The organism is Cupriavidus sp. UGS-1, assembly GCF_021213615.1.
GTDB lineage: Bacteria > Pseudomonadota > Gammaproteobacteria > Burkholderiales > Burkholderiaceae > Cupriavidus.
On sequence record NZ_JAJQJF010000004.1, the window covers coordinates 1 to 23,358 of the forward strand.

Genomic DNA, 23,358 nt, shown 5'->3' on the forward strand with positions numbered 1-23,358 from the left:
ACAGTGTGCGATACGCTCGCCAATCTGCTGCTCACGCGGCAACACCTCTATCAGTTCGATTTAAGCGGAACGTATCCCGTCGTCCCCGCGCAGGCGGGGACCCAGTGGCGTTGCTGTGGTGCGGTGAGTCGCTGGGTCCCCGCGTTCGCGGGGACGACAGTGTGCGATACGCTCGCCAATCTGCTGCTCACGCGGCAACACCTCTATCAGTTCGATTTAAGCGGAACGTATCCCGTCGTCCCCGCGCAGGCGGGGACCCAGTGGCGTTGCTGTGGTGCGGTGAAGTCGCTGGGTCCCCCGCGTTCGCGGGGACGACGGTGTGGTCTACTCGGTGTCGCGCCGTGGCGGGCGTTCCTCGCGCCGGTCGGTCTGGTCGGCGCGATCCGCCGGCGTATCCGGCGCAATACCTTCGGCCGCATCCTCGATGCGCTCGCCGATCTGTTCCTCGGGCAACAGCGCCTCGGTCCGGTTGTCGTGCGGATAGTCCTGTTCCTGTTCGGGCAGGCCTTCGAGGTTCATGTCCGAGTCGATCGGCTCGATGTCCGTATCGGGATCGAGCGAGCTGGGAATCGCCCGCGCTTCCTCCCTGACCTCCTGCTCGCGCTGCGCTTCGGCGCTCGACGTCGTATTGTCGTTGGCGCCATCGTCGCGGGCGCGAAGCTTGTCGCGGGCATCGTCCTGGTCGCCGCTCCGACCGTTGCCATTTCGGTCGGTATTTCGATCGGTATTTCGGTCGGTGTTCCGGTTCATCGTTTTCTCCCCATCAGGTAGCGTGCTTGCCCGGCGTCGTGGTGCCGCCGTACGGGTCGGTGCCCTTGGGCACTTCGCCCGCGCCGACCTCCATGCCGCCGACATAGCTGCTGGCTGTGCTGCCGGTGGCACTGCCGGATGTGCTGATGCCGCTCACGCGCCGGTCCTCGGAGCTCGATCCTGCGGCGCCGTGTCCGACCTGCCCGCCCTCCCGCTGCACGCGAATGCGGTTGTGAACCTCGCGCACGCCGAAGATGTCGTCGGCGATGTCCTCGACGCAGTATTTCTGACGGCGGTCGCGCACGGCGCCAGTCAGCGTGACCACGCCTTCGCTGACCTGGACCTCGACGTCCTGCACTTCGAGCCGGTCATCGTGTGCAAGGCGTTCGCAAAGGTCCTCGCGAATCCGTTCGTCGCTGCGCTGGTAGCCCTTCGGCGAAACCCGGCGGTCGGGACCGGCGCCGCTGCCCGAGCCCTGCCCCCAGTTCACGCGCTGCGGCGCGCCGCTGAAGCGCTCGTAGGCTTCGTCGCGGCCATGCGATTGCCGTTGGCCGCCGGCGCTCCAGTCGTCGCCCGGCCAGCCCGACGGGCGTCCGCCGCGGCCCGGGCGTTCGCTTTCGGGAAAGCGTCCGCCCTCGTCCATCCAGCGCGCGCTCGCCTCGCGCCGGCCGGCATCGCCGCTGCCACGTTGGTCCGGCCAGGACGGCGCATCGAGGCGGTCCGAATCCGAGATGCCATAGGCCTGCGCGAGGTTGGCACGCGTCTGCGGATCGTCGGGCTCGTAGCGATCGCGCCACGGCGTACGCGATTGATCGGGCCAGGGGCCGCCGCGCTGCCCGCGCGACAGCCGGTTGTCGGTCAGATCGCCGCTGCGGCGTTCACCTCGTTCGCTCCTTCCGGACAGTCCGCGGTCGCTGCGCATCACCTCGCCTGTCGACGGGTAGGTGCCATAGGGGTTGTCGCCAAGGGGCTCTTCGTAACTGCGGCCGTAGCGGCCCTCGCCGAAGTGGCCGGCGCCATAGCCGTGCTCGGCATGACGGGGCTCCCCGAACGGATCGTCGCGGCCGCCGCCGTAGCGCGGCATGCCCGGTTGCCCGACGCCTCGGCCGCGGCGGATCTCTTCCTCGGCGTATTCCGCATAACGGCCGCCCTGGCGCGAGCCGCGCTGGTCGAGCCGGTCTTCGGCGCTATACGGCTGGCGGTAATCCCATACGCGGCGGCTGGTGCTGCGTTCGTTCATCTGTGCCTCCGTTGGTAAGAGTTGCAAATGCTGTGACGTGGACCCGGCGCGAATCCCGCGTCAGATCCGGCATCAATCAGTGGGGATATCGCCGGTGACGCAATTTCCATTCCGTCGCCGAAGACTGTGTGCGCTAGGCGACTTTCGCGCCGTGTGACGGCGGATAGCCTGTGGCAACGCGGGATAGACTGACCGCTCGCCCGCGCTTGGCGCCTCTCCCGTCCCCGGTGGAGAGGCGCCCTTTCTCGTCCGGAGTTTTTTCGTCGGGGCGGACGCTGGCCGGGTTGGCCATCACGCGGCCATCACGGGGCCATCACGCTGCCATCAGGCAATTAGCGTTCCTGCGTGGGCATGGGGCCGCGCGCTGCGATGGGCGGGTCGGACCGACAGGGAATCGAGCCATCGGTGGATCGAGCGCAAGGGAAAGAGAAAAGCGGGGACGCCGCCACCGGAATCGGCGGCGGCGGCGAGGCAAGCGCAGGGGACTACTGCAGGACGGCTACAGCGTGCGCCGACGCGCGACGACGAACAGGCTCAGCGCGGCTTCCGCCGACCTGGGATCGATGCCGGACAGCCGCTGCGCCAGCCGGATCTTCAGCGGCGGGCGGCCCATCACGCCGTCCAGCACGTCCTTGCCGACATAGTGGCTGTGCGGATAGATCGCGATATCGAAGCCCAGCGGCCGCAGCGTCGTGTGCACCAGCTCGCGCGTCAGCCCATCACCGGGCCGGTGATGCAGTTCGGTGGCCAGGGCCCAGACCTGTTCGTCGTCGGCCGCGGTATGGCCGCCGCGCCGAAGCCAGCGATAGATCGGCAAACGCAGGCGCCACAGCAGCAAGGCGATGCCGCGGAAATTCCAAGCCGAACGCTGCGGGTCATGATCAAGGATCAGCAAGCCGCCGGGCCGCACCAGGCGCGAGGCCTCCACCAGCGCGCGCCGCATATCGTCCAGATGATGCAGCGACCCATTGATGGCGACGACGTCGGCGATGCCGGAGCGCAAAGGCATATCGTGGGCGTCGGCCCGCAACGGCAGGTAGCCGACACCGGCCGCTCTCTCCAGGCTGCCTGGCGCGATGTCGACGCCGATCGCAATCTTCGGCTTGCCCCCCAGTGCTGCCAGCAGATTGCCGGGGCCGCAGCCGACATCGACCAGCACCTTGTCGTCCAGCGAGCCCACCACGGACAGCCACCGCTCTCGCAGTTCCGGATATCGATGCACGCTGATCAGCCAGTCGTCCATCCACTTGGGATGGCTGAAGTAATGCGCGTTGGCGCGCATGCCGGTGGTGAACGTATTGATGCGAGCCTCAGGGAACGCCCCACCGCGTACCGCGGCACCCGGCTTCAGGAAGGGCTGCAATCGCTGCAGATAGCTGTCCTCCGCGCCGGCCTGCGCGTGCATGGCCAAGGTAGCATCGGCGCGCTCGTGATCGCGGCGCTGAACAGGTGGATCGAGTGACTCGGCGCGCGTTGGAACGCAGGGGTCGGAGAGCAGGGCGTCGTTCATGTTGGATCCCGGGGTAGAAGCGCCGGCGCGGCCGCGACCACGGCCGACACCAGACGAAAGACGCGAAGGGCCGGCCGGCCGCACGCCGTCGCGGGCGCGATGCCGTTCCTTTCCAATGCGCTGCGTATTGGCAGGCCGGACCCGGCCGGTGCGTGCCGGTCGGTGTGCCTGGCCTCCTGGGTATGACATCGACGTGGCCGATCGCCATTACGCTTCGGCGAGCCAGCCCCAGACCCCGTGGACTGGCGCTGCCTCGCGTCCGCCCTCCCCCACGGCTCGAACGCGATTGCCTTGGCATGCCGGTGTACCGCCACGGTGGGTTGCCAGGGCCGCGACATGCAGAGATCGCCAGCATGTCAGCGTTGACAAACCCACGAAGGCAATCTAGTTAGCGTTTGCTGCGCTCGCAAATAAAAAATTGTTTGCCTATGTGCGCGAGCCAACGTTTCCCTCCATGCGGCCAATTGCGCGTGCGTAAAAAAACGCGGCGCCCGCATCGGGCGCCGCGCTCAGGCACGGGAAATGGAGCAGCCAGGGAATGGCTTGCCGCGGCGGCACCGCTAGCGCGCCTTCGCCGGCGACGCGGGATAGCCGTAGCTCTCCGCCGCCGAAGCACTGCGGCGGTCGCTGCGATTGGACTGGCTTGCCTCGCCGCGCTTGCTGGTGCTGGTGCCCTTGGTCGCGTCGTGCTGACGGGTGCCGCCATGCGCGCCATGGTCCGAAGTGGAGCCACCGCTTGGGGCCTGGACCGGCCGAGTCGGCATGACGTCCGAGGCGGCCGTACCGGGCGCCTTGTCGCTGCCCGGCGGCGTTCCGGTCGCGGGCGTGGCGGTCGATTGCGACATCGCGGCGCCGGACATCAGCGCCAGCATGGCGAAAGTGGCGAAACGTTTCATCTCTGTCTCCTGCGTAGTTGTGGCGGCGGGCGCCGCCGGCGCATCGCGGTTCGCGCTGCCTAGCGTTTCGCCGACTTGGCCGGAGACTTTCCCACCTCGTTGGCCATCTTGTTGGCCATCTCGAGATGATGTTGCAGTGTCGGCAGCGTCTTGCCGGCGAACGCCTTGACGTCCGGATCGCGGGACTTGGTCGAGGCCTCGCGGAACAGGGACACCGCCTTGTTGTGCGCCTTGACGCCGACCTCCTTCGCATACTCGCGATCGAAGGTCGCGCCCTCGAGCGCGCCCAGCGCCTCCAGCCGCTTCTTGTCCGCCGAGGGCAGCTCGGTCGGCAATTCAACGCCCTTGCTGGACGCCAACGCCTTCAGTTCGCTGTCCGCGGCCTTGTGGTCCTTCAGCATCTGCGAGGCAAAGGACTTCACCGTGTCGCTCGATGCCTTGCTTTCAGCCAGCGTGCTGGCCTCGATTTCCAGCATGCCGCTCTCGGCCGCCTTCTTCATGAAGTTGGTGTCGGTCTTGCCGACGTCGGCGAACGCCAGGTTCATCGCAGCTGCGGCGGCGACCAGCAGCGCGGGACGAATCCATTGCATCGTTTTCAAGATGGCCTCCATCAGCCGGATCAGTGACAACGGCCGCGGCGCAACTTCCGTGCCGAGGCCGGCGCGGCACGCGCGGTGTATGGCGCGAGGCATGCGGGTGGCTCGTTGGCGGGGACGTCTCAGGTATCGCCTCGGAATTTCTACATCGGCTCGTAAGGATTGCAGTAGCGCGCTCGCAGCCGTCGTCCAATTCCTACAGTCGATTCAGGCATCGCCTTCCTGAGCGGGCATAACGCGGCACGTATCGTTAGGTAACGGGCATCGTGTGCCACCAGCCGGTGTCTGTCCGGACGGGCCTGCCCGTTCTCACGTTCAATGGATGGAGCCAACGATGAAGCGAATCGTCACCACTACCGCGCTTGCGCTGTGCGCGGCGCTGAGCCTGCCTGCGGTCGCCCAGCAGGCGCCCCCCAGCAACAACGCGCCGAACCCGAGCGCGCCGCCGACCGAAGGCAACCCGCCCGCGAGCCGCAGCACGACGCCGTCGGCGACCGGCGGCAGCATGAGCGGCAGCGACTCCACGATGCAAAGCGGCTCGACCAGCTCGACCGGTTCGACCATGACCGGCAGCGAGACCCGCGACAAGAAGAAGAGCGGCACCACGCATCGCAGCAAGAAGCCGCGCCAGCAGGGCATGCCCGACGCGGTAACGCCGGACTCGCCGTCCGCGCCGAAGGGCGACTCCCCCAGCCCGGCGACGAAGCAGTAAGCCCGGCGCTGACCGGGCGCACGCTGGCCCGGCAAGCCGGCACGCAACAGCATTGCGTGCCGGCTTTTTTTCGTCCCGCACCGACGCTTCCTTACGGCTCCAGCTTGACCTTCATCCAGCCCGGCTGGCGCAGGTCGAACGCCTCGTAGGCCTGCAGCGCGCCGGTCAGCGGCTCGGTCTGCGTCAACACCTCGGCGGGGTCGATCACGCCGGCGCGCACCAGGTCCACCAGTTCGGGCAGGATCGCGCGGTGATTGCAGTTCCCCATCTTCAGCGTCAGGTTCTTGTTCATTGCCTTGCCGATCGGAAAGGTCTCGTGCGCCTCGGGATAGACGCCGATGATCGACAGCGTGCCGGCCTTGGCAAGCGCCTCGACCGACCACTTCAGCACCTCGGAGGGACCGTCGCCGGGCTGCCATAACGAGGGCTGCGCGGTAGCACCGTCTCCATCGGCATGCCGGCGCTGCGCGTCGATGCCGACCGCATCGATGGCGCGGTCGGCGCCGATGCCGCCGGTCAGCCGCAGGATCGCCTGCACCGGGTCCTCGCGATTGAAGTCGATGGCCTCGGCGCCCTGCGCCTGGGCCGCCTCGAGCCGCGACGGAATATGGTCGACGGCGAGAATGCGCGATGCGCCGAGCAGATGCGCCGATACGATCGCGAACTGCCCGACCGGTCCGCAGCCGAACACGACCACGGTATCGCCGCGCCGGATCTCGGCCAGTTGCGCGCCGAAATAGCCGGTCGGAAAAATGTCCGACATCAGGATGGCCTGGTCGTCGCTGATCTCGTCGGGCAGCTTGATCGCGCCGATATTGGCAAAGGGAATCCGCGCATATTCGGCCTGCAGGCCGTGGAAGGGACCGGTGGTCTGCGGTCCGCCGAAGAAGGCCGTGCCCGCGCGCATGCCGTTGGGATTCGCGTTGTCGCACTGCGCGTGATAGCCGCTGCGGCAGTAGCTGCAGTAGCCGCAGGCGATCGTGGAGGGAATCACGACCCGATCGCCGGGCCGCAGATTGTTGACGTCCTGTCCGACCTCGGTGACCACGCCGACGCCCTCATGGCCGAGGATGGTGCCCGGCCGCATGCCGGGCATGGTGCCGCGAACCATGTGCAGGTCGGTGCCGCATATGGCGCTGGCGGTCAGTTCGATCAATGCGTCGGTCGGCGCCTGCAGCACCGGATCGGACACATCGTCCAGGCGTATATCGCCGACTCCGTGGAATACGACAGCTTTCATCGCGCAACTCCGCAATCGTGGGTTGACGCGGTCCGACCCGCCGGACCGCAACGTCACGGCAGGACGCAAGTTGCATTCCGGGGAAGCCGGGCGATGGAAGGCTGGGGGCTGGGCTGGTAGCGGGGCCGGTAGCGGGCTCGAAGTGGCGTAGGAAGGCGCGATGGTCGCGCTTACGCGGCGCCGAACAGCGCGTCGCGGCAATGGGTCATCGCGTCGCGGATCATGAAATTGACCAGGGTCGGGGATACGCCAAGGATGGCTGCAATCTCCTTCTGCGTCATCCCGCGAATGCGATACATCTCAAAGGCTTTCTGGGTACGCTCGGGAAGTTCGGCCAGCGCGCCGGCGACCGTGCCAAGCGCTTCGCGGCCCAGCGTGATCGACTCCGGCGACAACGCATCGCTGGCCACCAGCAGTCCGTCTTCCTCGCAGGCCGCGTGCCGTTGCTCGAGCGCCGCGCGCCGGTGCCGGTCGATGGCCAGATTGCGCACCGTCTGGAACAGATAGCCGACCGGCTGCCGGACCACGATGGCGCTCTCCTGGTCCATCAGCTTGAGGAAGGTGTCCTGGACCACGTCCTCGGCGCCGGCACGACATCCCAGGATGCGCGCCGCGGCGTCGATCAGGGCCCGGCGATAGCTGAGGAAGGTACCGAACAGTTCCTGGCTCATATGGCGCGGCTGGTGCGCCTCGACAGGCGTCCGGACCTCGTTGATCGGTTGCTCGGTCATTTCGTGCCCCCTCCCAGAAGAAACCGACGGACATGCTAACGCAAATGCGACTCATTCGCAATTATAGCGACATGCCCGTGCGATTCGAAGAGGCAATGTGTAAAGGTTGGTGGCGGCGGACAAGGTTGGTGGCTGCGGACGACTATCGCCAGAGCCAATCTTTCTCCCCTCTCCCGCTTGCGGGAGACGGGACGGGGGAAAGGGCATCGACATTCGCAATCGCCACCGCGGAGCGCAACGGCCCTCTGCCCTCTCCCCAACCCTCTCCCGCAAGCGGGAGAGGGAGTCAGCCATCGCGAGCGCGGACCCTGTCAGCCGAGACGCGAAGGGCGCTGCCCGGTTGTGCGCGGCATGCGGGCTTCGAGGGCCGCCTGGATCGACGGGGTCACGGCACCGGTGGCCTGCCACACGGCGCAGGCCTGGCGAAACGATTCGATGTGCTCGGGCGACTGGTCGAGCCATTCGAGCAGGCGTTGTTCGGCGCTGGCGTCGAGCATGCCGTCCCGCATCAGCATCACCCAGTCGAGCGCTTGTTGCCAGGCGATGTCGTTGCCCGGCGTTCGGTTCTGGACCACGTACAGCTCCCCTTGATGCGTTCTTGTGCGCCGATGTCATGCACCGGCGTCGTGTGACGCGATTGTAGCGGAGTCGCTGCCTGGGCACCGGCGCAACGGCCCCGTGTTTCATGCCGCGCGCTGCCGCTCGGTGGCGATCGCCACGCCCTCCGGCTCTGCGGCCGGTTGGGATTCGCTCCGGTATTCGCCCCGGTATTCGCGCTGGTCTTCGCTCCGGTGTTCGCCCTCCTGCCCGCGGATGCGGCCCTGTTCGAGCCGCACGACGCGATCGCCCGCATCGAAGTAGCGGTCGTCGTGCGAGATCACCAGCACTGCCTTGCCCTGCGCGCGCAGCGCCGGCACGATCTCGCGATAGAACACCGCCTTGAAGGCGGGGTCCTGATCGGCGGCCCATTCGTCGAGCACGATGACAGGCCGGTCCTCCAGGCAGGCCGCGACCAGCGCCAGGCGTTTGCGCTGACCCTGCGACAGCGCGCGCGTCGAGAACGCGCCGTCGCGCACGGTCACCTTGTGCTGCAGCTGCAGGCGCGCCAGCAGTTCGTTGGCGCGCGCATCCAGCGCCGTGTAGCCGACCGCGTTGGCACCCTCGCCGCCCTCGCCGGCCGCGGCGCCCAACAGGCTGTCGAACAGATGAAAGTCCGCAAAGACCGCCGTGCACTGCTGGCGATGACGCTCGTGGCCCACGGCGTCGGTAATGGGCTCGCCATTGAGCAGCACGCTGCCTTGTTCGGGCGCATACAGGCCGACCAGCAGCTTGGCCAGCGTGGTCTTGCCGCTGCCATTACCGCCAACAAGAAACACCACTTCGCCGGCGCGCAGCGACAGATCGATCGGTCCCAGCGTGAAGGCGCCATCTTCGCCGTCGCGGAAATAGCGGTGCGTGACGCCCCGCAAGGCGAGTCCGACGAACGGCCGGTGCTCACCGGCCGCATCGGCCGCATCGGCCGCATCGGCCGCATCGGCCGCATCGCCCAGGCCCGGCTCCACCGCCAGCGGTCCGGTGGTATCGGCGATCCGTTGATAGGCGATACGCGCCAGATTGAGCTGCGGCAGGCTGTTCAGCAGGCCCTCCAGCGGCGCCATCATGTAGAGGAACACCAGCGTATAGCCGCTGGCGACGGCCGCATCCGCACCCAGCGGCCGCTGCACGACGAACAGGATGATGCCGATCACCGCGAAGAACAGCGTGCTGCCGATCGTCAGCGACAGATACAGCAGCGACAGGCCTTGCGTGCGGTTGGTCCTGACCGCATCGATCGCCTCGGCCAGCGGCCCGCTGGCGAACGCCTCGCGGCGCTCGCGATGCAGCTTCAGCTCCTTGGCGCCCGCGAAAATCGCGCCGAAGCGTTCGATCAGCACGTCGTGCCATCTGCCGGCGTCGCGCAGATAGCGCTGCGAACGCTTGCGGCTGAGCCGGTAGCAAATCGAGCCGGTCAGCACGGCAACGAGCGCGAACAGGAACACCTGCCAGGACAGATAGGCCAGATACGCCAGGCAGCCGAGCACGATGGTGCCGTTCATCACCACGAACGGCAGCGCGACCAGCAGCGTGGCGACCTGATTGGTGTCTTCGCCCAGCAGCGCGAGCCCGCGTCCCGGGCCAACCCGTTCGAGTTCGGCATAGGGCGAGGCCAGCAGCCGGCCGGCGATATGCTCGCGCAGGCTGGCGAGCACCGTCTGGTTCAGCCGCACGAACAGCATCAGCGCGGCGGTACGGCACAGCAGCACGGCCACGGCCAGCGCCGCGAACCGTAGCCCCAACGCGGCCAACTGGTCCGCAGGCGTCGACAACGCGCGGTTGATGGTGGCGATCAGCCCCACCGAGGCCGCGCCGCCAGCCAGGCTGGCCACGATGGCGAACGCCAGCAGATGGCCCGAGGCCCGGAACAACACATTGCGCAGCGAGGGAAAGGCGGACACGGTCGGCGGCTCCACGAGGAAGAGGTCTCCTTCCTGTGACGAACGACGATGTCCGCGAATTAGCTACCGTGACGCAGGGGCTCGCTGGAGGCAACCGGCGCGATTGCCACCTCAGCTTGCGACACGCCTGTCGTCCCCGCGCACGCGGGGACCCAGCGGCTCTCTACGCCGCTGGATTCCCGCATGCGCGGGAATGACATATGGGCGCGGCGCGCCTTGCGGCGTGCACCCTCACCAGCGATACGTCGCGGTGGCCAGGATGTTGCGGCGGTAGCCGTAATAGCAGGTCGTCGCGCTGCCGCACTGCCCGACGTATTCCTTGTCGAGCAGATTGGTCGCGGTCAACGCAAAACGCCAGTGCTGGTCGAGCGTGTAGTGGATCGCGGCATCGGCCAGCCACACCGACGACACCTTGAAGGTATTGGCCGCATCGCCCCAGGTCGAGCCGATGTAGCGCGCGCCGGCCCCCATGCCGAGACCGCGCAGCATGCCGCCGCGCATCGTGTAGTCGACCCACAGCGCGGCCGTATGGCGCGGCCGGTTGGTCGGCGTCTTGCCGAGGTCCGGACCGTTGCTCTTGGTCGTCTCCATATTCATCAAGGTGTACGAGCCGATCGCCTTGAAGCCGTTCTGGAAGTCCATCGTGCCTTCCAGCTCGAAGCCGCGCGAGCGGATCTCGCCGGTCTGGATCTGGAAATTGGTGCCGGCCGGACGGCCCGGGTCCGGCGTCAGCACGTCCTGCTGCCGCAGGTCGTAGACCGCCGCGGTAATGAAGCTGTTGCTGCCCGGCGGCTGGAACTTGACCCCCAGCTCCGTCTGCTTGCCGGTGGTCGGCTTGAACGGCGAGCCCTGGCGGTCGGTGCCGGCCTGCGGCTGGAACGAGGTCGAATAGCTGACGTACGGCGTGATGCCGTACGGCGCCTGGTACAGCAGGCCGAGGCGATAGGTGAAGTCGTCCTGGTCGATCGGCGTCGTCGTGACGGTGCGGGCGTTGGTCGCGGTGACGATGCGGGTCGACGTCGTATCGGAGCTCGCCCAGTCCTTGCGGCCGCCGGCGACGAAGGTCAGCCGCTCGGTCAGCTTCATCTGATCCTGGAAATAGATGCCGAGCTGGCGCTGGGTCTGCTCCGCATTGGTGTACGAGGCGATCGGGTTGATCCTGGCGCCGTAGACCGGATTCCACGGATCGATCAGGCCCAGCGGCGGCGTGCCTACCGTGCCGAAGCCCTGCTTGTCGTCGAACTTGCCATGCTGGTAATCCACGCCGACCAGCACTTTGTGCCGGACCGGCCCGGTACTGAAGTCCGCCTGCAGCTGGGTATCGACGCCGATCGTATCGAGCTTGCCGCCGGCATCGAGCGAACCGCGCCGCAGTTGCTGCTGCGCCGCCGAGTTCCAGCCCACCGCATAGACCCCGGTATAGGTCAGGTCGCTGTGCATGTAGCGCACGTTCTGCCGTACGCGGAAGGTGTCGTTGAAGCGATGCTCGAAGGCGTAGCCGATCGCGTATTCCTCGCGGTCGAAGGTATTGAAGCCCGGCTCGCCGGTGAAGAACCCGACCGGGATCCTGCGGCCGTTCACCGTCGGAATGACCGTGCCCTCGCGCGGCAGGAAGTTGATCGCGGTGCCCTGCTTGTCGCGTTGGTAGTGCGTCAGCAGCGTGAAGGTGGTATCGGCGGAGGGGCGGAACGTCAAGGCGGGCGCAATGAAGATGCGGTCGTCCTTGGCATGCTCGGTCTGCGTATCGCTCTTGCGGAACAGGCCGGTCAGCCGATAGAGCACGGTCTGGTTGCTGTCCACCGCGCCGGACAGGTCGAAGCTGGCCTGCTTCCGATTGTGCGAACCATATTGCAGATTGACCTCGCGCAGCGTCTCGGCGGTCGGCCGCTTGCTGACCAGGTTGATGAGGCCGCCCGGCGCGTTGGCGCCGTACAGCACCGAACTCGGGCCGCGCAGCAGCTCGACGCGCTCGAGCCCATAGGTGTCGACACGCGGCATCAGGTAGCCGCTCGTGTAGTAGTTGATGTACAGGCCGTCGAGATACTGCCGCGCGGGGAAGCCGCGGATCACCGGCTTGTCATAGCGCGACTCGACCACGTTGTCGCCGACCACGCCGGCCGAATAGGCGAAGGCCTCGGACACGTTCTGCACGCCGCGGTCTTCCATCTGCTCGCGGGTGATCACCGAAATCGACTGCGGCGTCTCCGCCAACGGCGTATCGGTCTTGGTCGCGGTGACGCTGCGCCGGGCGACATAGCCGCCCACCGGGCCGGTTCCCGTCTCCGACCCGGTGGCCCTGACGGTGACCTCGGGCAATTGGCCCGTCACGGGCTGGCCCGCCGGCGCGGCCTGCTCCTGTGCATGCGCGCTGCCCGCCAGCGCAAACAACATCACTACCGCCCGCCGAACCTCCGTCCGCCGGCAATCGAACACCCGTTGCATGAGACTCCCCTTCTTTTTGGATCGCGTTCGCCCGGCACGCAAAAAGGCTCGCCGTAATGCGTCTGCGAATGATAATGATTCGTAATTATTACGTGAGTGACGGAAAAACAGCAATAGGGAGCGTGAAACGGGGAATTGGCGGCTGATCGGCACAGAAAGGGGGCGACGCTAATTTCGGCGGTGGGCGGTTCGTCTCTCGTTGAAGGCGGCGTTCCAGCGACGACGCTTGCTTCGATACGCATCGGTACGGCCCCGCCCTGGCCTGGAGATCCTGTTGATTGCCGAACTCGCACCCTTCTTTCCCGGCCCGCTGCGGCGCTTCGGCGAAGGGGTCACCACGGCGCCGGCCGGCGTCAATGCGGTGCCGGGAAGCCTGTTCGCAGAGCCGGCGGCATTACGGCAACGGCTGGCCGAATACCGCGACACCATCGGGGCCGAACACGAGCGCGCCCCGCCCGCGCTGGCGTCGTGGTGGGCCCGGCACTACTGCGTGGTGCTGGTGCCGCCGGTGCTGGTCGCGGCGGCAGCGCTCGGCCGAACGGTGCCGGTAACGCTGGACGAGGTCGATATCGCCTTCGGTCCGGACGGTCTGGTGTCACGCATCCACCTGCGTTCGCCGGCGCTCGGCCAGGGCGCGGCAACGCTGGACGAAACGCTGGGCGCCATGACGCACCACCATCTGGCGCCGGTGTTCGCCACGCTGTCGGCGCTGACCCGTGCCTCGCCGCGCGTGCTGTGGAGCCACGCCGCCGAGTTCGTCCAATACGTCGGCATGAACCTGCTCGCCCATCCGGCACTGGATGGGCGACGCCGCGACTCGCTGGCGCAGTGGCTGCGCCAGGACCGGGGCGCCGACGGCCGGCCGCATCCCTATCGCGCCGCCTATCTGGAACGCCCGCAGGCGGACGGCGGCGAACGTCGCGTGCGCCGCGTCTGCTGCCTGAAGTACCGGCTCGACGGCGACGATTACTGCGGCACCTGTCCGCTGCGCGCCGAGTGCGCGGCATTGTGCTGATCGAAGTCACGCCGCGCTAAATTCCCCGCCTCTCCCTTCGTCTTCCTTCTGTCGGACGTGCTGGTGCAGCACCGGTCCATCGATTCGCAAAAGGACAGCAATGCAAGGCGAGACGCTGCTCGACCATTTGATCCAACACGCGACAAGCCGCGCCGATGCGACGGCACTGACGGTGCTGGACGAGGACCACCCCGAAGGCACGCCCTACCGCTATCGCGACCTGCTCGCGCGAGCGGCGGCCTACGCTGCCCGGCTGAGCGAGGTCGCCCAGCCCGGCGAGCGCGCGATGATCGTGCTCGATACCGGCATCGACTATGTCAGCGCGTTTCTCGGCTGTCTGCTGGCGCGCGTGATCGCGGTGCCGGCTTTCCCGCCCGAATCGATGCGGCCGCAGCATCTGGCCCGGCTCAACGCCATCGCCGCCGATGCGCAGCCCGCTGTCGTCGTGGTCGACGACGGACTTGCCGGCGAATGGGCGAGCGGACGCTCCGCCAGCCTGCAGACGCGCGTCGTCACCGTATCGTCGGTCCGGCAATCGCCCCCGGAGACGACCCTTTCGTACGCAAAGGCCTGGGCCGCATCGGTCAGCCCCGACGCCGTTGCCTTCCTGCAGTACACCTCCGGTTCGACCGCGACCCCGAAGGGGGTGATGGTGACGCACGCCAATATCGTCGCCAACGAGGCGGCCATCGCCCACCAGTTCGGCACCACGGCCGGCGACGTGATGGTCAGCTGGCTGCCGCTCTATCACGACATGGGCCTGATCGGTGGACTGTTGCATCCGCTCTATGGCGGCATGCCGCTGGTGCTGATGTCGCCGACGTATTTCCTGCAGCGGCCGCGCCGCTGGCTGGAGGCAATCGACCGATTCGGCGGCACCGTCAGCGGCGGTCCCGACTTCGCCTATCGGCTGTGCGTGGAGCGCGTGCGTCCGGCACAGGTGCCGACGCTTTCGCTGCGCAGCTGGCGTGTCGCCTTCTGCGGCGCCGAGCCGATCCGCGCCGAGACACTGGAACGGTTCGCCAGCCACTTCGCCGATGCCGGCCTCGACGCCAGCGCGCTCTATCCCTGCTATGGACTGGCGGAGGCAACGCTGCTTGCCACCGGCGGGCGTCCCGGCGAAGGTGCCACGATGGTCGGTTTCGACGAGGCGGCGCTGGCCGCGGGATGTGCCGTGGCATCGCACGATGGCGACGGTACTCGGCTCGTGGCCTGCGGCGATGCGGCCCCGGACCACCGCATCGAGATCCGCCATGTCGAACATGGACAGCCGGTTCCGGACGGCGAAGTCGGCGAGATCTGCATCAGCGGGCCGAGCGTGGCCTCGGGCTACTGGCAGCACCCCGAGGCCACTGCGAACACATTTGCCCATCACGACGATGCCGCATCTCGCCATCTGCGCACGGGCGACCTCGGCTTCCTGCACGACGGCAGGCTCTATGTCGCCGGACGGTTGAAGGACCTGATCATCGTCCGCGGACACAACCTGTATCCGCAGGACATCGAAATCGCGGTCGAAGCCGCGGCCGAGGTCGTGCGCAAGGGCCGGGTCGCCGCCTTCGCGTTCCCATCGCCAGACGGGCAGGTCGAAACGATCGGCATCGCGGCCGAGATTGCGCGCAGCATCCAGAAGTTCGGCTCTCCGGAGGCGGTGGAGGCGGCCATTCGCGAGGCGGTAGCCCAATGCTGCGGCGAGCCGCCGGGCCTGGTGCTGCTGCTGCAGCCCGGCGAACTTCCGAAGACCACCAGCGGCAAGCTGCAACGCTCGCGCTGCCTGCCGGCCTGGCGCAGCGGCGATCTGGCGCTGTGGGCGGCATTCGAATCGGGGCGGCGGCTCGCATCGGGTCCATCGTCGGTCGCCACCGCGAACGCCAACGCCGTGGCGCTGCAGGGCACGGAGGCGACACTGGCGGAGCTCTGGCAGGAAGTGCTCGCCATCCGGCCGGCATCGGCCGACGACAACTTCTTCGCGATGGGCGGCAATTCGGTGCGCGCAACCCAACTGGTGTCGAGAATCCGGGAGCGGTTGCATCGTGGCTACGCGTTGGCGCACCTGTTCGCCGATGGGTCGCTGCGGGCCAACGCGGCGGTCATCGACGGGTTGCTGGCTCGCGACGAGGGTCAGGACTCGGCGAAGGAAGGGTCCATTGCGCGCCGGCCAGACAGCGAACTGGCGCCGCTGTCCCCGGTGCAACGGGGCCTGTGGGTGCTGTGGTCGATGCAGCCGGACAGCGGCGCCTACAACGTCTCCGGTGTGCTGAAGCTGCACGGGCGTTTCGACCGGATCGCGCTGCAACGCGCGGTCGACGCACTGGTCGCTCGGCACGAGGGGCTGCGCACGCGCTTCGAACTGGACCCGCATGAGGAACCGCGGCAACGGGTACTGCCCGCCGGCCCCTGCCCGATTGCGGTACTGGATCTGCGCGAGCACGGGCCCGACGCCGCGGCCCGGGCGCAAGCAAAAGCCCGCGAGCTCAGCGCCGAGCCGTTCGACCTGCTGGCCGCGGCACCATTGCGCGTCGCGCAACTGCGAGTCGCGGAAGACCAGGAATGGCTGTCGATCACGGTCCACCACATCGTGTCGGATGGCTGGTCGATGAATGTGGCGATCGACGAGTTTTGCCGGCTGTACGAGGGTTTCGCGGCAGATCGTCCCGTCGAGTTGCCGCCGCTCGCGATCCGCTACGCCGACTATGCCGCCTGGCATGCGGATCGCCTGGAGGCCGGCGAGCGTGAGCGTCAACTCGCCTACTGGAAGGATCGCCTCGGCGACCCGTCCGTTGTACTGGAAATTCCGAGCGATCGGCCGCGCCCCGCGGTGCAGAGCCATCGCGGCGCCGCGGTGCCGTTCATGCTGGACGACGCGTTGATGGCGAGCTTGCGCGGCATCGCGCTGGAAGCAAAGACGACGATGTTTGCGGTGCTGTTGGCCGCCTTCCAGACGCTGCTGTACCGCTACACGGGGCAGCGCGATGTCCGGGTCGGCGTGCCGGTCGCCAATCGCGGCAGCGTCGAGACCGAGGCCCTGATCGGCTGCTGCGTCAATACGCTGGTCGTGCGCGCGGACATCGACGGCAGCATGCCGTGGAACGCGCTGCTGCGCCGGTTGCATCAGACAGTGATCGAGTCGCAGGGATACCAGGACCTGCCCTTCGAACAGCTGGTCGAGGCGCTGCAGCCGGAACGCAGCCTCGCCCACAACCCGCTGTTCCAGGTCAAGTTCAACCTGGCGCTGCCGATTGCGGTTCCCAAACAGTTGGCCGGCCACGTCGTCACGGCCGAACAGATCGAAGGCGATGTCACGCGCTTCGATATCGCGTTGGATCTGGTAGAGAGCGAAGACGGCATCGCGGGCCGGTTCGGCTACGCCACCGATCTGTTCGATCGCGGCACCATCGAGCGGATGCGTCAGCACTATGTCGGCATCCTCGAACAGATTGCTTCGACACCGACCGTTCGCGTTGGTGAGCTGGCGCTCGACAATGAGGACGGGCAGCTCATTGGCGAGGCGGTGACATCGGCTCCGGCCGATGTGCTGGCGGCATGGCGGCGGAACGCTGACGCTGATCCTTCCGCCGTCGCACTGCAATATGAGGATCAGGTGCTGTCCCGGGGCGAGACCGATCGGATGGCCAATGGGATAGCCGCGGCGCTGGTCGAGCGCGGCGTTGGGCGCGAGACGCGGGTTGGGCTCTGTGTCGAACGCTCGCCGGCATTCGTTACCGGCCTGCTCGGCATCCTGAAGGCCGGCGCCGTCTGTGTGCCGCTCGATCCGGCACAGCCTGCCGAGCGCTTGCGGCAGCTGCTCGACGATGCCGGAGCTCACGTTGTCGTTGGCTTCGTGCCCGGCGTCGATTGCATCGATCCGGCGTCTGTGGCGCCGGTGGACGACGCCCCTGCCGTCTCGCTGCTTCCGGGCCAGGCCGCTTATCTGATCTACACCTCTGGCTCGACCGGTACCCCGAAAGGCGTGGTCGTCAGTCATGACGCGTTGGCGCACTACGCCTCCGGCGTGCTGCACCGGCTGCAACTGCCGGCCGATGCCTCGATGGCAATGGTCTCGACCACGGCCGCAGACCTCGGCCATACCGTGCTGTTCGGCGCCCTTTGCAGCGGCCGTACCTTGCATTTGATTTCGCGCGAGCGCGGCTTCGATCCCGATCGGTTTGCTCAGTACATGGCCCGGCACCGTGTCGGCGTGCTCAAGATCGTGCCGAGTCATCTGCGCGGGTTGTTGCAGGCTCGGCAGCCTGCCGACGTGCTACCCGAACAGGCCCTCATTCTTGGTGGCGAAGCGACCTCAGCCGAGCTGGCTCGCATGGTCCGTGACCTGAAGCCGCACTGCCGGCTGTTCAACCACTACGGTCCGACGGAGACGACCGTCGGCGTGCTCACGCATGAAGCCGTGACCCTGCCCGAGCGGCAGCTACCTGCCGGCACCCCGCTGCCCGGCTCGCGCGTCTATGTGCTCGACGCCGACCTGAACCCGGTACCAAGCGGCATTGTCGGTGAGCTCTATATCGCCGGACCGCAGCTGGCCCGCGGCTACCTTGGACGGCCCGGGCTCACCGCCGAACGCTTCGTGCCCGATCCCTTCACCTCCGGCGCACGGATGTACCGCACCGGCGATCGCGTCAAGCAGGATGCGGACGGCCGGATTGAATACCTGGGCCGTCAGGACGAACAGGTCAAGATCCGCGGCTACCGCGTCGAACTCGGCGAAGTCGCCCATCTGCTGCGGTCCCAGCCGGGGGTCAAGGACGCCGCGGTGATCGTTCACGAGGAGAGGCTGGTCGCCTACTGCGTGCTGGACGCCGTCGACACCGCGACGATCAAGAACCGGCTCAAGGCACAACTGCCCGACCATATGGTGCCAGCTCAGATCATCGCGCTCGAGCGGCTCCCGGTCACGCCCAACGGCAAGCTCGACCGCCGCGCCCTGCCCGCCCCGGTATGGGAAGCCGAGGGCTACGTCGCCCCGCGCAACGATACCGAGGCCCTGCTTGCGCAAGTCTGGCAAGACGTCCTCGGCGTCGAGCGCGTCGGCGCGACCGACAACTTCTTCGAGCTTGGCGGCGACTCGATCCTGTCGATCCAATCGGTCAGTCGCGCACGCCGCCTCGGCCTGCGTTTCACGCCAAAAGACCTGTTCCTGCATCAGACCGTGCAGGCGCTGGCACAGGTGACCAAGCGCGATGAGGCGAATCGGCGCGTCGACGACAAGCCGACCGGCGACGCCCCACTGCTGCCGATTCAGCGGGCGTTCTTCGAGGCGCCGATCCCGAATCGAAACCATTGGAATCAATCGATCCTGCTGCGTCCCACGGCGCCGCTCGATCCGGACGCCCTGCGCAGCGCGCTGACGGCACTGGTCGGCCATCACGATGCATTGCGGCTGCGCTACCGCGAGCAGGACGGGCAATGGCGGCAACACTACACCGCGCCAGGCGATAGCGAACTGCTGTGGCAGCAGCAAGTGGACGAGGCAGACTCCATCGCCGCACACTGCGATCGTGCTCAACGGAGCCTGGATCTGGCACAGGGGCCATTGCTGCGCGCGCTGCATCTTCAATTGCCGGATGGCAGCGAGCGCCTGCTCCTCGCCATCCACCACCTTGTGGTCGATGGCGTCTCGTGGCGCATCCTGCTGGAGGACCTTCAGCAAGCGTACCGGCTCGCGCAGCAGCGCCAGCCGATCGCGCTGCCGGCCAGGACTGCGTCGTACAAGGCCTGGTCACAGGCGTTAGCGCAGCACGCGAACTCGGACGAGTTCATCCGGCAGGCCGACTACTGGCATGCCCAGCAAGGACCTGAGCTGCCGTGCGATCACGCCGTGGGGAACGATCGCATTGGCGATGCCGCGACGCTGACGCTTCAGCTGTCGGCCGAGCAGACACAACGGCTGCTGAAGCAGGCACCGGCCGCCTACCGAACGCAGATCAACGACCTGCTGCTGAGCGCGCTTGCGCAGGCGGTTGGCCAATGGGCCGGCCTCGATCGCGCTGCCGTGCTGCTTGAAGGGCATGGCCGGGAGGCCTTGCGCGCGACGCCGGATATTGGCCGCACCGTTGGCTGGTTCACGACGATGTTTCCGGTAGTGCTGCCCTCGGCCGCGGACACCGCGGCGAGCATCAAGTCTGTCAAGGAGACGCTGCGGGGCGTTCCCGACCATGGCATCGGCTACGGCCTGCTGCGGCATCTCGGGCCGCAGGCCATCCGCGACCGACTCGCGTCTTACGCCCTGCCCCGCATCACGTTCAACTATCTCGGCCAGTTCGACCAAAGCCTCGGTGCTGACGCGCTGTTCGACTTCGCCGAAGAACCGTGCGGAGCCAGCCGCGACCCGCAGGCCCCGCTCGGCAACTGGATCACGATCAACGGCCAGGTGTCCGGCGGCGCGCTGTCGCTGGCGGTCAGCTTCAGCACCGCGCGCTACCGGCATGACACCATCGCTTCGCTGGTAGAGGCCTATCGGCAGGCGCTGGAGGCTACCATCGACCATTGCGTCAGCGTGCCGGCCGGTGCGCTGACGCCGTCCGACGTCCCGCTCGCCGGCCTGACTCAGGATCAGCTCGATCGCCTCGACGGCCGCCAGATCGAGGACCTGTATCCGCTGACGCCGATGCAGCACGGCATGCTGTTCCACTCGCTATACGCGCCCGAGGCCGGGCTTTACGTCAACCAGCTAGCCATTACGCTCGACGGCCTCGACGCCGATCGCTTCGGCGCGGCCTGGGACGAGACGGTGGCGCGCCACGAGATCCTGCGTACCGGCTTTGTCTGGATCGACGGGCAGGCGATGCAGGCGGTCTATCGGCAGGTGCCTTCGCCGGTGCGCATCGATGCGCAGCGGCAGTGGAACGAATCCGAGTGCGAGGACGTCGCGCTCGCGGAACGGAAACAGGCCTTCTCGCTCGACACGCCCCCGCTGATGCGCGTGCGCCTTCTCTATCTTGGAGCGAACCGCTACCGCATGATCTGGACCAGCCACCATCTGCTGCTCGATGGCTGGAGCACGGCCCGATTGATCGGCGAAGTCCTGCAGCGCTACCATGGCCAGCCGGTCGAGGTCCCCGCATCCCGCTATCGCGACCACATCGGCTGGTTGCAGACGCACGACGTCGCCGCCAGCGAATCGTTCTGGCGCGAGCGGCTGCAAGCGCTCGACGAGCCGACGCGGCTGGCGTCCGCCCTTCCTGCGCCTGACGCTGGCACCGGTCACGCCACCTGCCGCACCACGCTCGATGCCGATGCCCTCGCCCACCTCCAACGCAGTGCCGCCAGCCAGCATCTGACCCTCAATACCCTGCTGCAGGCGGCCTGGGTCATCGTGCTGCAGCGCTATACCGGACGGCGGGCCGTCGCCTTCGGCGCCACCGTTGCCGGCCGGCCGGCAGCATTGCCCGGCGCCGAGGCTATGCTCGGCCTATTCATCAATACCTTGCCCGTGATCCAGGCGCCGTCGCCGGACCAGCCCGTCGCCGACTGGCTGCAGGCGCTGCAAGCCGAAAACCTGGCGCTGCGCGAGCACGAACACGTGCCGCTGTACGAGATCCAGCGTTGGGCCGGCCAGGGCGGCCAGGCGCTGTTCGACTCGATCCTGGTGTTCGAGAACTACCCGGTCGATGCCGCCCTGCGCCAGCGCGAGCAGAACAGCCTGAAGCTCGGCGACGTCACCCATGCGGCAACCACCAACTATCCGTTGACGCTGGTGATCTCGGCCGGCGCGAACCTGGATATTGTCTGCAGCTATCAGTGCGAAGCGTTCTCGCACGCTGCCGTCGAGCAGCTGCAACGGCAATACATTGGCGTGCTGGAACAAATCGCCGCCGCCCCGGCCACGCGAATCGCCGAGTTGAAGTTGCTCGATACCGACCTTCACGCCCGATCGCAAGATGCGGATGCACCGGACCAGCGCTTCTCGAACGCCGAGGCCGTCCACGTCGCCATCGCCCGCCAAGCAGCCCGGCGCCCCGACGCCATTGCCGTGCGTCGCGGCGATCGCGCCGTCGGCTACGGCGAACTCGATGCCGCCGCCACGCGTCTGGCCTATGCGTTGCATGCGGCCGGAGCGGGCCCGGAAACCGTGGTCGGCGTGGTGCTCGACCGCAGCCCTGACCTGATCGTGCGGCTGCTCGCCACGCTGAAGGCCGGCGCCGCTTACCTGCCCTTGGACCCTGAGCTGCCGGCTGCGCGTATCGAGCAGTTGCTGCGGGACGCCGGCGTCAAGCTCGTTGTTACATCCCGAGCCCTGAGCGGCCGGATCGATACCAGCCTGCCAACTATCGTCATGGAGGACATTGGTGAACCGCAGGCGGTGCGATTGCCCGACGTCGATCCGCGCCAGCTGGCCTACCTGATCTACACCTCCGGCTCGACCGGCACGCCCAAGGGCGTCGCTGTCGAACACGGCCCCCTGGCGATGCACTGCCACGCCACCGTCGAGCAGTACGGCATGGGGCCGGACGATCGGGAATTGCACTTCCTGTCGTTCAACTTCGACGGTGCCCACGAGCGCTGGCTGGTGCCGCTGATCGCCGGCGCCCAACTGGTGCTGCGTGACGACACCCTGTGGAGCGCCGAGCAGACGCTCGAAGTGATGGCACGCGACGGCGTGACCAATGCCGGCTTCCCGCCTGCCTACTTGCAACGGCTCGCGGAGGCGGCCACCGAACCGGTACCGCTGCGCCTGCTGTCGTTTGGCGGCGAGGCGATGTCCCGGGAGGCCTTTGCCCGCATCAAGCAGAAGTTCCGCGCCGGCACGCTGATCAATGGCTACGGGCCAACCGAGGCCGTCGTCACGCCGCTGGCTTGGGTTGGGCAGCACGACACCGACTGCTCCAGCGCCTACGTGCCGATCGGCAAGCCGGTGGGCGACCGCACCGCCTATGTGCTCGACGCCGACCTCAACCCGGTGCCAGTTGGCGTGGCCGGCGAGCTGTATATCGGCGGCCTCGGTTTGGCGCGCGGCTATGTCGGCAAACCGGGCCTGACCGCGGAACGTTTCGTCCCCGACCCCTTCACCGCCGGCGCCCGAATGTACCGCACCGGCGATCTGGTGCGGCGCGGTCGCGACGGCAGCATCGAATACGTCGGCCGGCTCGACCATCAGGTCAAGATCCGGGGCTATCGCATCGAACTGGGCGAGATCGAGGCGCGGCTGCGCGCGCATGCAAGCGTGCGGGAAGCGGTGGTCGTCGCCCACGATGGCCCGAGTGGAAAGCAGCTGGTGGCTTATGCCGTTCCGGTCGAAGACCAGCCCGGCATCGGGGCCAAGTTGAGAACCTATCTGGAAGGCTGCCTGCCGCCCTATATGGTGCCGGCGCAGATCGTGCCGCTGAACCAGTTGCCGGTCACGTCCAACGGCAAGCTCGACCGCCGCGCGCTACCCGAGCCGGTATGGGAAACCCAGGTCTACGTGGCGCCGCGCAACTCCATCGAGGGCTTGTTGGCAACGATCTGGCAGGAAGTACTCGGCGTCGAGCGCGTCGGCATACACGATGACTTCTTTGAGCTCGGCGGCCACTCCCTGCTGCTGACGCAACTCGTATCCCGGCTGCATCGCGAGTTCGGCAACACGCTGACGCTGCGTCAGGCGATGGCGCTGCCCACCGTGGCCGACCTGGCCGACTACATCGCCCAGCAACAAGCGACCGGCGCTACGGTCAACGTCGCCAGCCAATTGCAGACCATCGACGACCTGATGGCCGACCTCGAGACTTCCTAATCCA

At 67.4% G+C, this 23,358-nt stretch carries 13 protein-coding genes; 3 read left to right on the forward strand and 10 right to left on the reverse strand.

Annotated elements, in window-relative coordinates; genetic code table 11:
- Positions 1–324: 324 nt before the first annotated feature.
- The 5 genes from LRR16_RS06785 to LRR16_RS06805 all read right to left on the reverse strand — a co-directional run bounded on the left by LRR16_RS06785 (position 325) and on the right by LRR16_RS06805 (position 4,986).
- On the reverse strand, positions 325–750 hold the full coding sequence (locus LRR16_RS06785; protein ID WP_232205294.1) for a hypothetical protein: 426 nt from the start codon (positions 748–750) through the stop codon (positions 325–327).
- Positions 751–763: 13 nt separating this feature from the next.
- Entirely contained in the window at positions 764–1,990 is a 1,227-nt protein-coding gene (locus tag LRR16_RS06790) for a BON domain-containing protein (RefSeq protein WP_023264559.1), read from the reverse strand.
- A gap of 499 nt (positions 1,991–2,489) precedes the next feature.
- A complete protein-coding gene (locus LRR16_RS06795) occupies positions 2,490–3,500 on the reverse strand; it encodes a class I SAM-dependent methyltransferase (RefSeq protein WP_232205295.1) in 1,011 nt (336 codons plus the stop codon).
- Between the two features lie 560 nt (positions 3,501–4,060).
- Positions 4,061–4,396, reverse strand: a complete 336-nt coding sequence (locus LRR16_RS06800) for a hypothetical protein (RefSeq protein WP_006575925.1) — start codon at positions 4,394–4,396, stop codon at positions 4,061–4,063.
- Positions 4,397–4,455: 59 nt separating this feature from the next.
- A complete protein-coding gene (locus LRR16_RS06805) occupies positions 4,456–4,986 on the reverse strand; it encodes a DUF4142 domain-containing protein (RefSeq protein ID WP_043440306.1) in 531 nt (176 codons plus the stop codon).
- Between the two features lie 340 nt (positions 4,987–5,326).
- Between LRR16_RS06805 and LRR16_RS06810 the strand changes: the two genes are divergently transcribed.
- Positions 5,327–5,704 (forward strand): hypothetical protein, encoded by a 378-nt coding sequence (locus LRR16_RS06810; RefSeq protein WP_006575923.1) that lies wholly within the window; start codon positions 5,327–5,329, stop codon positions 5,702–5,704.
- 91 nt (positions 5,705–5,795) lie between these two features.
- Here the strand turns inward: LRR16_RS06810 and LRR16_RS06815 are convergent, their stop codons facing one another.
- The 5 genes from LRR16_RS06815 to LRR16_RS06835 form a co-directional block, all read right to left on the reverse strand.
- Positions 5,796–6,944: a zinc-dependent alcohol dehydrogenase gene (locus tag LRR16_RS06815; RefSeq protein WP_232205296.1), complete on the reverse strand. Its 1,149-nt coding sequence runs from the start codon at positions 6,942–6,944 to the stop codon at positions 5,796–5,798.
- A gap of 170 nt (positions 6,945–7,114) precedes the next feature.
- Positions 7,115–7,675, reverse strand: a complete 561-nt coding sequence (locus LRR16_RS06820) for an RNA polymerase factor sigma-70 (RefSeq protein WP_006575921.1) — start codon at positions 7,673–7,675, stop codon at positions 7,115–7,117.
- Between the two features lie 311 nt (positions 7,676–7,986).
- Positions 7,987–8,250, reverse strand: a complete 264-nt coding sequence (locus tag LRR16_RS06825; RefSeq protein WP_232205297.1) for a DUF4880 domain-containing protein — start codon at positions 8,248–8,250, stop codon at positions 7,987–7,989.
- Positions 8,251–8,358: 108 nt separating this feature from the next.
- Positions 8,359–10,170 carry a cyclic peptide export ABC transporter gene (locus LRR16_RS06830; protein ID WP_232205298.1) on the reverse strand — a complete coding sequence of 604 codons (1,812 nt, stop codon included), beginning with the start codon at positions 10,168–10,170 and terminating at the stop codon, positions 8,359–8,361.
- Positions 10,171–10,401: 231 nt separating this feature from the next.
- Complete coding sequence (locus tag LRR16_RS06835) at positions 10,402–12,561, reverse strand: TonB-dependent siderophore receptor (RefSeq protein WP_023264557.1); 2,160 nt, start codon at positions 12,559–12,561, stop codon at positions 10,402–10,404.
- Positions 12,562–12,886: 325 nt separating this feature from the next.
- On the opposite strand from LRR16_RS06835, the gene fhuF reads away from it, so the two are divergent.
- Both fhuF and LRR16_RS06845 read left to right on the forward strand, forming a co-directional pair.
- On the forward strand, positions 12,887–13,627 hold the full coding sequence (gene fhuF / locus LRR16_RS06840; protein WP_232205299.1) for a siderophore-iron reductase FhuF: 741 nt from the start codon (positions 12,887–12,889) through the stop codon (positions 13,625–13,627).
- A 100-nt stretch (positions 13,628–13,727) separates the two neighbouring features.
- Complete coding sequence (locus tag LRR16_RS06845; protein WP_232205300.1) at positions 13,728–23,354, forward strand: non-ribosomal peptide synthetase; 9,627 nt, start codon at positions 13,728–13,730, stop codon at positions 23,352–23,354.
- Positions 23,355–23,358: the final 4 nt, after the last annotated feature.